This window comes from Bosea sp. F3-2, from assembly GCF_008253865.1.
Lineage (GTDB): Bacteria > Pseudomonadota > Alphaproteobacteria > Rhizobiales > Beijerinckiaceae > Allobosea.
In genome coordinates this window covers 2381064-2393907 of the sequence record NZ_CP042331.1, presented here as the reverse complement: position 1 = coordinate 2393907, position 12844 = coordinate 2381064, and the positions used below count along the sequence as shown (strand labels likewise).

Genomic DNA, 12844 nt, shown 5'->3' with positions numbered 1-12844 from the left:
GACGGCGCCGCGACGGCGCAGAAGATTCCGACGAAATCAGACGAACTGGCCGAGACCCGGAATGGCGCCCACGATCGCGCCCATCGCGTCCTCGCCGGCCTTCTCGCGGCCGACTGCGAACATTTCCTTCGAGACACTCTGGATCTGGCCCATCGAGAGGCCGGCACCCATCAGCTGGCCGCCGAGCGCCATCACGCCGCCGCCACCGCCCATCAGCCCGCCGATCGCGCCGAGCATGCCGCCTTTGGCGCCGCCTTCGGCATCCGCGAGTGCCTGCGCGCCCGGCAGTGCCGCCATCAGCTGGCCGATCTCGGTCGCCGGGCCTTCCTTCTGCAGGAAGGCGAGAATGATGCCGACCGCCTTGCGGGCGAGTTCCTCGTTGATGCCGGCCGCCGCAGCCACCCGCGTGAGCAATTCTTCCATGGTCCCAAACCCCTCGCCAAACGGCTTCGCCGCGAAGCCCTCGAAAAATAGTTTACATATTTACGATCTGATTCCAACGGGCTTGGGCTTCCGCCTTCTGCGTCGTTTGGTTACACCCTCCACTGACGTTCTGGGAAACCTCATAGGCGGATGTGATGGCGGATGACGGCGCGATTCTGATCGGCAAGAGCGGCAAGCCGGAGAACCTGTTGCTCAAGCTCGCCAATCGCCACGGCCTCGTGACAGGCGCGACCGGCACCGGCAAGACGGTGACGCTCCAGGTCATGGCCGAGGGCTTTGCCCGCAACGGCGTTCCGGTCTTCGCCGCCGACATCAAGGGCGATCTCTCCGGCATCGTCGCGCCGGGCGATTCGAAGCCCGCCTTCGTCAATCGGGCCAAGGAGCTCGGGCTGACATACGAGCCGGACCAGTTCACCACCGTCTTCTGGGACGTGTTCGGCGAGCAGGGCCATCCGGTCCGCGCCACGATCTCCGAGATGGGGCCGCTGCTGCTGGCCCGCCTGCTCGATCTCAACGACACCCAGGAAGGCGTGCTCAATATCGCCTTCCGCATCGCCGACGAGCAGAAGCTGCTGCTGCTCGATCTCAAGGATCTGCGGTCCATCCTGACCTTCCTCGCCGAGAATGCGCAGGAGCTGACCACCAAATACGGCAATGTCAGTTCCGCGACGGTCGGGACGATCCAGCGCGCGCTGCTCGTGCTGGAGAACCAGAGGGGCGATCTGTTCTTCGGCGAGCCGGCCCTCGACATCAACGATCTGATGAAGACGGATCGCGACGGCCGCGGCATCGTCAACATCCTCGCCGCCGACAAGCTGATGAACAATCCGCGGCTCTACGCGACTTTCCTGCTCTGGCTGCTCTCGGAGCTGTTCGAGCAGCTGCCGGAGGTCGGCGATCTCGACAAGCCCAAGCTCGTCTTCTTCTTCGACGAGGCGCATCTGCTGTTCAACGGCGCGCCCAAGGCATTGCTGACGGCGGTTGAACAGGTCGTCCGCCTGATCCGCTCGAAGGGCGTCGGCGTCTATTTCGTTACCCAGAACCCGCTCGATATCCCGGATACGGTCCTCGCCCAGCTCGGCAACCGCGTCCAGCATGCGCTGCGTGCCTTCACCCCACGCGACCAGAAGGCGGTGCGTGCCGCCGCCGAGACTTTTCGGCAAAACCCGAAGATCAAGACGGAGGAGGCGATCAGCCAGCTCGCCGTCGGCGAGGCGCTGGTCTCGATGCTGGAGGGCAAGGGCTCGCCGGAAATGGTCGAGCGCGCGCTGATCGCCCCGCCGATGGCGCAGGTCGGTCCCTGCACGCCGCAGCAGCGCCAGCAGGCGATCAATGCCTCGCCCGAGAAGGGCAAGTACGACGCCATGGTCGACCGCGAGTCGGCTTATGAAGAGCTGATGAAGCGCAAGAACCTCAATCCGGACGGCTCGCCGGTCGAGGCGTCGACGAGCGGGGGCGGCGGCATCCTCGACACGATCGGCGGCTGGCTCGGCGGCGGCGCTCCGCAGCAGCGCCCGAAGACGGGGCCGGGTTCGCGCGGCGGCCCGCTGCCGCAGAGCATGGCCGAGAAGATCATCACCTCGGCCGCACGCTCGGCCGCGACCTCGATCGGCCGGCAGGTCGGGACGGCCATTCTGCGCGGCATTTTGGGCTCGATGTCGGGCGGGAAACGCTGAGCGCGGCCTCCGGGCGTCATTCTCGGGCGGAGCGAAGCGCAGACCCGAGAATCTCAGCCCGGAAAGGGCACCGGAGCCTCATGCGGCGAGAGATGCTCGGGTCGAGCCCGAGCATGACGGCGGCTGTTCACGCCCCCGTTGCGAGGTCGAACAGCATCTTGACGTTCAGCACGATGATGATCGCTGCGATGATGCCTGCTGTCAGGCTGAGCCAGCGCGGCGCCACCAGAGCACCCATCTTGGTCTTCGACGCCGTGAACATCACCAGCGGCACCACCGCGAAGGGCAACTGCAGGCTGAGGATGACCTGGCTCAGGATGAGCAGCTTCGCCGTCTGTCCCTCGCCATAGATCAGCGTCACGGCGATCGCCGGCACGATCGCGACGAGGCGCGTCACCAGCCGCCGCATCCAGGCCGGCAGGCGGATGCGCAGGAAGCCCTCCATCACGATCTGCCCGGCCATGGTTGCGGTCACGGTCGAGTTGAGGCCGCAGCAGAGCAGGGCGATGGCGAAGAGCATGGGCGCGATCGAGGCGCCGAGCAGTGGTTGCAGAAGTTCCTGTGCCTTGCCGAGTTCGGCGACGTCGGTGTGGCCGGCTTTGTGGAAGGTCGCAGCGGCGAGGATCAGGATCGAGGCGTTGATCAGCAGCGCAAAACAGAGCGCGACGGTTGAGTCGATCGTCGCGAATTTCAGCGCTTCGCGCTTCTCCGGCAACGTGTGGCCATAGGCGCGGGTCTGCACGATGCCGGAATGCAGGTAGAGATTATGCGGCATGACCGTCGCGCCGATGATGCCGAGCGCGATATAGAGCATGTTGGGGTTGGTGACGATCTCGGTCGTCGGCGCGAAACCGCGGATGACCTCGCCCCAGTTCGGGTCGGCCAGTGCGATCTGGATGCCGAAGCACAGCGCGATGACGCCGAGCAGCGTGATGATGAAGGCCTCGATCCAGCGGAAGCCGCGCGTCTGCAGCCACAGGATGATGAAGACGTCGAAAGCGGTGATCAGCACGCCGATCTCGAGCGGAACGCCGAAGAGCAGGTTGAGGCCGATCGCGGTGCCGATCACCTCGGCGAGGTCGGTCGCGCAGATCGCGAGCTCGGCCAGCAGCCAGAGCGGCCAGGCCATATAGGGGGGGTAGGCGTCGCGGCAGGCTTGGGCGAGGTCGCGGCCGGTAGCGATGGCGAGCCGCGCGCAGAGCGACTGCAGGATGATCGCCATCAGGTTCGAGACGAGCGCGACGACGAGCAGCGTGTAGCCGTACTGGGCGCCGCCCGCGAGCGAGGTCGCCCAGTTGCCGGGGTCCATGTAGCCGACGGCGACGAGATAGCCCGGACCGAAGAAGGCCAGGAACTTGCGCCAGGATGAGGATGTCGGCGTGACGGCGATGGTGCGGAAGACGTCCGTCAGGGAAGGTTCGCCCCGCGATCGAAGCCAGATCGACGAGGATTCCGGGGCGCTTTGCGACATGATGGGGCCTTGCTGCAACTTGTTCGCAATAAGGAGTACCTGCCGTTCCGGATGCTGTCAATGCAGTTGCGAAGCGTTATCAATTGGAGTTGCGATCAGGCCGGGCGGCAATGCATGATTGTGGGCTGACGCCCGTGTGGGCTCTTGCCATGATGGCGTCACCTGAATCGCTTCCGATGGCTGCCATGATCAAGCTTCCCGCTATTCTCGCTCGTCTCGACGCCGGGCTCGACCATTCCCTCGAACGCCTGTCTTCCTGGCTCGAAATCCCTTCGATCGGCACCGATCCGGCGTTCAATGCGCAGACGCGCGCCGCTGCCGAATGGCTGAGGGCCGATCTGGAATCCCTCGGTTTCAAGGCCGAGCTGCGCGAGACCGGCGGCCATCCCGTCGTGCTGGCGCATCGGCCGAAGCCGGGCGCGCCGCATGCGCTGTTCTACGGGCATTACGACGTTCAGCCGGTCGACCCGCTGAATCTTTGGGACACTGATCCCTTCAAGCCGGTCGTGCGTGAGCTGGAGCCCGGCCGCAAGGTGATCTCCGCCCGCGGAGCCTGCGACGACAAGGGGCAGGTGATGACCTTTATCGAGGCCGTGCGCGCGACGCTGGCCGAAACCGGCGACCTGCCGATCGGCCTGACGATCCTCGTCGAGGGCGAGGAGGAATCCGGCTCGGTCAACTTGCCGGGCTATATCAAGGCCAATGCCGCCGAGCTGAAGGCCGACTACGCGCTCGTCTGCGATACCGGCATGTGGGATCGCGAAACCCCGCTGATCACCTCGACCCTGCGCGGCATGGTCTATCAGGAGGTGACGCTGACGGCGGCCGATCGCGATCTGCATTCCGGCCTGTTCGGCGGTGCGGCCTGCAATCCGATCCATGTGCTGACGAAGATCCTCGGCGAACTGCACGATGAGAACGGCCGCATCACCGTTCCCGGCTTCTACGAAGGCGTTCACCAGCCGACCAACGCCCAGAAGGCCGAATGGGCCGATCTCAACCTGGCGGAGAAGGAGTTCCTAGGGCAGGTCGGCCTGAAGCATTCCATCGGCGAGAAGGGGCGCATGTTGATCGAGCAGATCCAGTCGCGCCCGACCTGTGACGTCAACGGCATCTGGGGCGGCTACACGGGGGAGGGCAGCAAGACCGTGATCCCCGGCAAGGCCTCGGCCAAGGTTTCCTTCCGCCTCGTCGGCGATCAGGATCCGGCGAAGATCGCCGAAGCCTTCCGTCAGTTCGTCCGCGATCGGCTGCCGGAGGACGTCTCGGCCGAGTTCATCAGCCATTCCGGCTCGCCGGCGCTGGCGGTGCCGACGGATTCGCCGGTGCTTCAGAAGGCGCGCAAGGCGCTCGCCGACGAATGGGGTGGGCGCGTCGTTTCGATCGGCAGTGGTGGCTCGATTCCCGTAGGTGGTGATTTCAAGCGGACGCTTGGCATCGACACGCTCTTCGTTGGCTTCGGCCTCGATGACGACCGGGTCCATTCGCCCAACGAGAAATACGACCTGTCCTCCTTCCACAAGGGCCAGCGTTCCTGGGCCCGTATCTTGCAGGCTCTCGGTTCATGAGATCGGTTTGTGTCTTCTGCGGTTCCAACCCGGGCAATGAGCCCGTCTATGCGGCAGGAGCCCGTGCCATGGGCGCCGAGATCGCCCGGCGCGGCCTGACCCTGGTCTATGGCGGCGGCGCCGTCGGGCTGATGGGCATTGTCGCCAATGCAGCGCTGGAAGCCGGCGGCCAGGTCCATGGCGTCATTCCCAAGGCGCTGCGCGACAAGGAGGTCGGCCATGTCGGGCTGACCCGGCTCGAGGTCGTCGACACCATGCACACGCGCAAGGCGCGCATGGCGGAGCTGTCGGAAGGCTTCATCGCCATGCCCGGCGGCATCGGCACCTTCGAGGAGCTGTTCGAGATCTGGACCTGGGGACAGCTCGGCATCCATGCCAAGCCGCTGGGCCTGCTCAATGTCGCCGGTTTCTACAATCCGCTGGCGACCTTCCTCGACCAGACGGTCGAGGCCGGTTTCCTGAAGCAGAGCCATCGGGCCATGGCGATGACCGATACCGAGCCGGCGACGCTGCTCGACCGCATGGAGAACTACGTCCCGGCCGCGACCTACAAATGGATCGAGAAGGAGCAGGCCTGAGTTATTCTCGCGGCCTACGTCTTCAGGTTGTAGGAATATTGTCTTGACATCGTGACGCTGATCGTGTAGAGATCAGGAACGCTCACGAAATCCGCCCGAACGAAGCCGCCGCGCTCTCTAGCCGGCGGCTTTTTCGTGCCTGCCATCCGGGAAGAGACGCATGGCCGAAGACGATAGCGAAACGCCGGCGTTGCCGCCGCAGAAGACAAAACGACCGCCGATCTCCCGCAAGGCGGTGGTGGGCCAGCTCTGGCGCGCCGCCAAGCGCCAGCTCGATACGCATGAGGAGCATCTCGCCGATTTGCCGAAAGGCGCGGCGGCGAGCGAGGCCGACGCCAAGGCGCTGGCAACGCTGGCTCGTACTGTGCGCGAGCTGGTTGCGATCGAGGAGCCGCAGGTTGTGAAGAGGGACAAGCCGACGGATGAACTCTCTGCCGCTGACGGCCTGCGACATGTCGCACAGCTCCGTCAGGAGCTTGCTCGACGTCTTGAAGCTCTTGCCCGCCGCGAGCTGGGCGAAGGTGATCCCGGAGATATTGCCTGATCTCGAACCTGAACTGGTCGAGGTTGTACAGGAAGCATGGGGGCTTTGGTCGCGAGGCGATCAGAAGCCGCTCCAACCCCCGAAATCCATCTGGCTGGTCTTGGGCGGGCGCGGTGCCGGCAAGACCCGTACCGGCGCTGAATGGGTGAAGGGCATGGCGCTTGGCCATCCGCCCTTTGCCGACATGCGGACCGAACGCATCGCCCTTGTCGGCGAGACGCAGGGGCAGGTCCGCGACGTGATGATCGAAGGCGTCTCCGGTCTGTTGGCGATCCATACGCGCTGGGAGCGGCCGACCTGGCAGCCTTCGCTGCGCCGCCTGCAATGGCCGAACGGCGCGATCGCGCAGGTCTTCTCTGCCGAGGACCCCGAGGGGCTGCGCGGCCCGCAATTCGGCGCCGCCTGGTCCGACGAATTGGCGAAATGGCCGAACCTTCAGGAGTGCTGGGACATGCTGCAATTCGGCCTTCGCCTTGGCGACCATCCCCGTCAGGTCATTACGACGACGCCGCGCCCTGTGCCGCTGGTCAAGCGCCTGCTGGTCGAGCCGCATGTCGTGGTGAGCCGGGCAAAGACACGGGACAATCGCTTCCATCTCGCCGCGGAATTCGTCCGCACCGTCACCGAAACCTATGGCGGGACGCGGCTTGGCCGGCAGGAACTCGACGGCGAGATCGTCGAGGAAAGCCCGGACGCGCTCTGGACACGCGCGATGATCGAGGTGGCTCGCGAGCGGCGACACCCGCCGCTCGCCCGGATCGCCGTCGCGGTTGATCCGCCGGCCTCGTCTTCGCAGCGCGCCGATCGCTGCGGGCTGGTTGTGGCCGGCGCCGATAGCGACGGCATCGGCCATGTGCTGGAGGATGCGACACTCGCCGGCGCGAGGCCTCACGAGTGGGCCGAGAAGGCCGTGGCGCTCTATCGCCGCCATGAGGCGGATGCGCTGGTCGTCGAGGTCAATCAGGGCGGCGAGATGGTCGAGAGCATCATCCGCGAGGTCGATGCCGGTGTTCCGGTGGTCTCCGTTCGGGCGACGCGCGGCAAGTACCTGCGCGCCGAGCCGGTCGCGGCGCTCTATGCGCAGGGGCGCGTGCGCCATGCCGGCACTTTTCCGGAGCTGGAGGACGAGATGTGCGCCTTCGGGCCGCGCGGCCTCGAAGGCGGTCGCTCGCCCGACCGGCTCGACGCCCTCGTCTGGGCGCTGACCCATCTGATGCTCGCGCCGAAGGGCCGGCCGCGGGTGAGGGGGATGTGAAGCGTCATTCTCGGGCTTGATGACCCGAGCACTTCGCGCCGGGTGGAGCGCGGGAACCGCAGCGCGAGCTCCCTTCCCCCCCCTTGTGGGGAAGGGTTGGGGATGGGGGTGGCGCCGCTTGGTGAGCGTTCACCGGACAAGACGAGCCGGCAGCCGCCGAACGGACACCTTCCAGCGATGAGCCCTGCTTTTCGACCCCCACCCCTGCCCCTCCCCACAAGGGGGAGGGGTTCACGCGCATACGCCGCCCCCGCCCGTAGCTGTCAAAAAAGGCGAGACTTCCATGTTCGATTTCCTTCGTAGCCTGCGCGGCCGTGCCGCGCCGGATCAGAAGCGCTCGCGCGTCGGGCCGCTCATCGCCTTGCACGAGGCGGGGCGTGCGGTCTGGACGCCACGCGACTATGTCGCCCTGTCGCGCGAGGGCTACGAGCGCAACCCGGTGGTGCACCGTTGCGTCCGGCTGATCGCGGAGGCCGCGGCGCAGACACCGCTCGTCGCCAAGGTCGGGTCGCGGGAAATGCCGGAGCATCCGGCCCTGGCGCTGGTCGAGCGACCCAATCCGCGTCAGGGCGGCATCGCCTTTCGCGAGATGCTGTTCGGCCACCTGCTCGTCGCCGGAAACGCCTATGTCGAGGCGGTGAGCACCGGCCGCGAGCCACGCGAACTCTATGCGCTCAGGCCAGACCGCATGCGGGTCGTGCCGGGCCGCGACGGCTGGCCGGAGGCCTATGACTACACCGTCGGTGGCGACACGATGCGCTTCCGGCAGGACGAGGGCGAAGTCCCGCCAATCCTGCATCTCACCCTGTTCCACCCGGTCGATGACCATTACGGCCTCTCGCCGGTCGAGCCTGCGGCGGCGGCGCTCGACATCCACAACGCCGCCAGCAACTGGCACAAGGCCCTGCTCGACAACGCCGCCAGGCCTTCCGGCGCATTGGTCTATGACGGGCCGGAGGGCGCGACGCTGACCGAGGCGCAGTTCGACCGGTTGAAGCAGGAGCTGGAGGATTCCTTTCAAGGAGCGCGCAATGCCGGCCGCCCGCTGCTGCTCGAAGGCGGGCTCGACTGGAAGCCGCTCTCGCTGACCCCGGCGGAGCTCGATTTCGTCGCGGCGAAGGGCGTAGCGGCGCGCGAGATCGCGCTCGCCTTCGGCGTGCCGCCGCTGATGCTCGGCTTGGCCGGCGACAACACCTACGCCAATTTTGCCGAGGCCAACCGCGCGCTCTGGCGCCAGACGGTGATTCCGCTGGTCAGGCGCACGGCGCAGTCGCTGGTGCAATGGCTCGGCCCCGCCTTCGGCGATGAGCTTTCGCTCGAACCTGATCTCGATGCCGTCGAGGCACTCGCCGACGAGCGGGAATCGCTCTGGCGGCGCCTCGGCGCGGCAAATTTCCTCGATGACGACGAGAAACGCGAGGCGGTTGGCTGCGGCCGGCGTGCCTCCGGAGAGGAGCAATCGTGACCATGCTCGACCAGATCGTCACGGCCTTCATCGGCCGGGCCGATGTCGGCCATCTCGGCCTGCTGCTCTGGGCCGCGAGCGCCTCCTGCCTCGCCTGGCTCGTCCTGCGCGAGCTGACCGCGGCGAACCGCCGCTTCGACGATTTCGTCCGCGAACTCAACCGCTTCAACGCACGCCACGAGGGGGATCAGTCATGAAGGGCCGCAGCGACACGAAACCTCCGTCGACCCGGCAGGGTGTCGGGCAAGCACAGCCGGCCAAGGCGCGGCCCGTGGGCGTGACGGCGGAGACCTTCAGCCGCTTCGTTCACAATCTGGCGAAGCTGGAGGGCGGGCACCCGCGGGGGGGAAAGGGTGGCAAAGGCGGGGAGGGTGGCCGATGAACGGCCCGTATCGCCTTCCGCTCGAATCCAAGCTGCTGCCGCTGCAGCCGGCGCGCGTCATGCCGGACGGGGTCTTCGAGGGCTATGCCAGCCTCTTCCGCATTCCCGATCTCGGCAAGGACGTGGTCGAGCCCGGCGCGTTCCGTGACAGCCTCGCACGCCGCGGCCCTTCCGGCGTCAAGCTGCTCTGGCAGCATGACCCGGCCGAGCCGCTCGGCCGTTGGCTCAGCCTGAGCGAGGACAGCCGCGGCCTTTTCGTGCGCGGCAGGCTTTCGCTCGCTGTCGCCCGCGCCCGCGAAATCCACGCCCTGATGCGAGAGGGCGCGATCGACGGCCTGTCGATCGGCTTCCGCCCCGAGCGCGCCCGCAACGAGCCACGCTCGGGCCTGCGCCGGCTCGAGCGCGTCGATCTCTGGGAGGTCTCGATCGTCACCTTCCCGATGCTGCCGCAGGCCCGGATCAGCGCCGTCAAGACGGCCTTCCGCCACCTCGCTTTCCTTTGACCTTTACCCCGAGGAGAACCCATGACCCATCTCGACACCGCTCCTGAGACCAAGGCGGCCGGCGCCGATCTCGCGCTCGCCTTCGAGGATCTGCGCTACACGCTGGAGAGCTATCGCGCCGCCAATGACGAACGCCTCGCCGGGATCGAAGCGCGCAATAGTGCCGATCCGCTGACCGAGGAGAAGCTCGCCCGCATGGATGCCGCGCTCGACGACACCATGCGCCGTATCGACAGGCTGACGCTGGAGCGCGCACGTCCGGCGCTCGGCCAGGACGGTCCGGCCCGTGATCCGCTGGTAGCCGAGCACAAGGCCGCCTTCGCGGCTTATGTCCGCACCGGTGAGGCCGGCGGGCTGAAGCGGTTGGAGGCCAAGGCGCTTTCCGCCGGTTCCGGCCCGGATGGCGGCTACCTCGCACCTTCGACCGTCGAGGGCGAGATCCTGCGCCGCCTGGCGAATGTCTCGCCCATCCGCTCCCTGGCGACGGTGCGGACGATCTCGTCGGGCACCTACAAGAAGGCCTTCTCGACGACCGGCCCGGCCTCCGGCTGGGTAGCCGAGGTGGCGGCGCGGCCGCAGACCGGCTCGCCGACGCTGGCCGAGCTCTCCTTCCCGGCGATGGAGCTCTACGCCATGCCGGCGGCGACGCAGACGCTGCTCGACGATGCCATCGTCAACATCGACCAGTGGATCGCCGAGGAGGTCGAAAGCGCCTTCGCCGAGCAGGAGGGCGCGGCCTTCGTCAATGGCGACGGCATCGACAAGCCCAAGGGCTTCCTCGCCTATCCGACTGCGGCCGATGCGAGCTGGAGCTGGGGCAATATCGGCGTGCTCAACACCGGCGTCGCCGGCGCCTTCCCGGCCGCCAACCAGTCCGACGTACTGGTCGATCTCGTCTATGCGCTGAAGGCCGGCTATCGCCAGAACGCCTCCTTCGTGATGAATCGCAAGACCCAGGGCGCGATCCGCAAGTTCAAGGACAGCACCGGCAACTATCTCTGGCAGCCCCCGGCCTCGGCCGGTGCGCCGGCGACCCTGCTCGGCTTCCCGCTCGTCGAGGTCGAGGACATGCCGAACATCGCCAACAATGCGGTCTCGATCGCCTTCGGCGATTTCCGGCGCGGCTATCTCGTTGTCGACCGGGCGGGCGTGCGCATTCTGCGCGATCCGTACTCGGCCAAACCCTATGTGCTGTTCTACACGACCAAGCGCGTCGGTGGCGGTGTCCAGGACTTCGCGGCGATCAAGGGGTTGAAATTCGCGGTCTGAAGTCCCTCAGCGCGAAAACCACCAGCTGAAGGCAGCGCGCGGCTGAGCCGCTTCGTCCGGTGGCGCCTCGCTGCCGAATGAAAGTAGCCGTGCGCTGCCCTCGGAGATCCAGCTGCGGTAATCGCCGATCGGCGTAATGGCGGTGAAGCCGCCGCAGATGCGCCGGGCGCGCGTATTGAGCGGCCCGCTCGACCAGCTCACGATCCCGACGAGGTCGCGCGAGCGTGGCGAACCGCGCAGCACCGGGCCGCCGGAATCACCGCGGCAGGCGCCGGCGCCTGGCGTTTCTCCACGCGCCTCGACATCGACCGCGACCTTGACGGTGTTCTGGGTCGTATAGTTGCCGGCGTTGAGCAGTTGCGTTTCGCGCAGGCGACGGGCGGTGCGCTTGTTGTCCTCGGCCGAGAGGCCGAAGCCCGCCATCGTGACGGTTTCGCCCTGCCAGAGGCCGCTGCCCAGTGTGAGCGGCTCGATATCCTGCGGCAGCGGCTGCGCCAGTCGCAGCAGGGCGAGGTCGGTGCCGGGCTGCGTGCGTGGCGTGGTGCCGGGCACGAAGCTCGGATGCGGCAGGACCGCGACGACCATCTGCCGCCGCGCGCGAAAACGGGGATCGAGGCTGACGACGCTGATCGAGCCGCCCCCCATCAGGCAGTGCGCGGCGGTCAGCACGATCTCCGGCGCGATCACGGCGCCCGAGCAGAGCTCGCCGCGGCTGGTCTCGACCCGCACGGTCCAGGCGCGGGCACCATGGCTATCGCGCGAGTCGGTGCCTCCGACGACGGCCAGGGCGGGCTGCGCCGTTGCAGCGGCGAGAAGGGAAAACGCGAGAGCGGTAAGCGAGCGCAGGATCATGACGTGAACCAGTGGACGGCTGATCAATCTAGGAGGTGGCGCGGCGCAGTCCAGCGTTTTCACCGGCCCTTCGACCATCGTGCCGTTTCACCCCATTGGGACAGCGTCGTGTCGATCCAGTGTCGCTGTGGCGCGACCAGAATGCCCTGGGTGAGGAGCCCGCAACTGCGGCCTTTCGGACCGGTCGACCAGCTGGTCACGGCGCTGATGCCGCCATCGGCGAAGACCGGTCCGCCGGAATCACCCTGGCAGGCGCTGGCGCCGGGCTGCTTGCCGGCACCAGCCGGGTCGGCCGCCCAGAGCAGGATGCGGCTCGGGCCATAGGGCTCGATGGCAGCCAGCGTGGCGGATCGGTATGTGCCCGTGCTGCGGGCTTCGCCCTCGCGGGCGACGCCATAACCGGCGAGCGTGACGGAGCTTCCCGCTGGCGGCAGCGGTCCGTCGATCAGCTCCGCGGGAGCGAAGCGCGCCGGCAGGGGATCTGCGAGCCGGATCAGAGCGAGGTCGATCGAGCGTCGCCGGCTGCGGATCGCACCGGCATCGAACTCGGGATGCAAGCTGACTGTCGCAGGTGCGATCAGCACGGGCTCGCCAGCCTCGCGCCAATGGATACGCAGCTCCGTTCCGCCGGCGGCGCAATGGGCCGCGGTCAGGATGGCGCGCGCCGAGAGCACGATGCCGCTGCACACGCCGCCGCGAGCATTGAGCACCATCAAAGTCGAGTCGGCGGCCGGCCCGCCTTCGCGCCCGCCGACCACGGCTTTCGCGGGCAAGGCGCCGAGCCCGCACACCATGCCGCCGAGTGCGGTGGCGATGATCCCATTCGCGATGCGCATC

At 67.2% G+C, this 12844-nt stretch carries 13 protein-coding genes; 9 read left to right on the top strand and 4 right to left on the bottom strand.

Annotated features, from left to right (window positions below):
- Window positions 1-36: 36 nt before the first annotated feature.
- The gene (locus FQV39_RS11085) at window positions 37-423 is read right to left on the bottom strand and encodes a DUF2267 domain-containing protein (protein WP_149130337.1); all 387 of its coding nucleotides are present in this window, start codon (window positions 421-423) and stop codon (window positions 37-39) included.
- 155 nt (window positions 424-578) lie between these two features.
- Between FQV39_RS11085 and FQV39_RS11080 the strand changes: the two genes are divergently transcribed.
- Window positions 579-2120 (top strand): helicase HerA-like domain-containing protein, encoded by a 1542-nt coding sequence (locus tag FQV39_RS11080; protein ID WP_149130336.1) that lies wholly within the window; start codon window positions 579-581, stop codon window positions 2118-2120.
- 127 nt (window positions 2121-2247) lie between these two features.
- Here FQV39_RS11080 and FQV39_RS11075 read toward each other — a convergent pair whose 3' ends face one another.
- Window positions 2248-3591, bottom strand: a complete 1344-nt coding sequence (locus tag FQV39_RS11075) for an Nramp family divalent metal transporter (RefSeq protein WP_149130335.1) — start codon at window positions 3589-3591, stop codon at window positions 2248-2250.
- A 185-nt stretch (window positions 3592-3776) separates the two neighbouring features.
- Between FQV39_RS11075 and FQV39_RS11070 the strand changes: the two genes are divergently transcribed.
- The 8 genes from FQV39_RS11070 (at window position 3777) to FQV39_RS11035 (ending at window position 11155) form a co-directional block, all read left to right on the top strand.
- On the top strand, window positions 3777-5159 hold the full coding sequence (locus FQV39_RS11070; protein ID WP_149130334.1) for a M20/M25/M40 family metallo-hydrolase: 1383 nt from the start codon (window positions 3777-3779) through the stop codon (window positions 5157-5159).
- Window positions 5156-5737: an LOG family protein gene (locus FQV39_RS11065; protein ID WP_149130333.1), complete on the top strand. Its 582-nt coding sequence runs from the start codon at window positions 5156-5158 to the stop codon at window positions 5735-5737. The genes FQV39_RS11070 and FQV39_RS11065 overlap by 4 nt, the downstream gene beginning before the upstream one ends.
- 160 nt (window positions 5738-5897) lie before the next feature.
- On the top strand, window positions 5898-6281 hold the full coding sequence (locus FQV39_RS11060) for a hypothetical protein (RefSeq protein ID WP_149130332.1): 384 nt from the start codon (window positions 5898-5900) through the stop codon (window positions 6279-6281).
- Window positions 6235-7536 carry a DNA-packaging protein gene (locus FQV39_RS11055; protein ID WP_472840642.1) on the top strand — a complete coding sequence of 434 codons (1302 nt, stop codon included), beginning with the start codon at window positions 6235-6237 and terminating at the stop codon, window positions 7534-7536. The genes FQV39_RS11060 and FQV39_RS11055 overlap by 47 nt, the downstream gene beginning before the upstream one ends.
- Window positions 7537-7819: 283 nt before the next feature.
- Window positions 7820-9001, top strand: a complete 1182-nt coding sequence (locus FQV39_RS11050) for a phage portal protein (protein ID WP_149130330.1) — start codon at window positions 7820-7822, stop codon at window positions 8999-9001.
- A gap of 2 nt (window positions 9002-9003) precedes the next feature.
- Window positions 9004-9198 carry a hypothetical protein gene (locus FQV39_RS11045; protein WP_149133784.1) on the top strand — a complete coding sequence of 65 codons (195 nt, stop codon included), beginning with the start codon at window positions 9004-9006 and terminating at the stop codon, window positions 9196-9198.
- A 181-nt stretch (window positions 9199-9379) separates the two neighbouring features.
- A complete protein-coding gene (locus FQV39_RS11040; RefSeq protein ID WP_149130329.1) occupies window positions 9380-9886 on the top strand; it encodes an HK97 family phage prohead protease in 507 nt (168 codons plus the stop codon).
- Between the two features lie 21 nt (window positions 9887-9907).
- Window positions 9908-11155: a phage major capsid protein gene (locus tag FQV39_RS11035; RefSeq protein WP_149130328.1), complete on the top strand. Its 1248-nt coding sequence runs from the start codon at window positions 9908-9910 to the stop codon at window positions 11153-11155.
- A gap of 6 nt (window positions 11156-11161) precedes the next feature.
- Here the strand turns inward: FQV39_RS11035 and FQV39_RS11030 are convergent, their stop codons facing one another.
- Both FQV39_RS11030 and FQV39_RS11025 read right to left on the bottom strand, forming a co-directional pair.
- A complete protein-coding gene (locus FQV39_RS11030; protein ID WP_149130327.1) occupies window positions 11162-12007 on the bottom strand; it encodes a S1 family peptidase in 846 nt (281 codons plus the stop codon).
- Between the two features lie 59 nt (window positions 12008-12066).
- Window positions 12067-12843, bottom strand: a complete 777-nt coding sequence (locus tag FQV39_RS11025; RefSeq protein ID WP_248313324.1) for a S1 family peptidase — start codon at window positions 12841-12843, stop codon at window positions 12067-12069.
- Window position 12844: the final 1 nt, after the last annotated feature.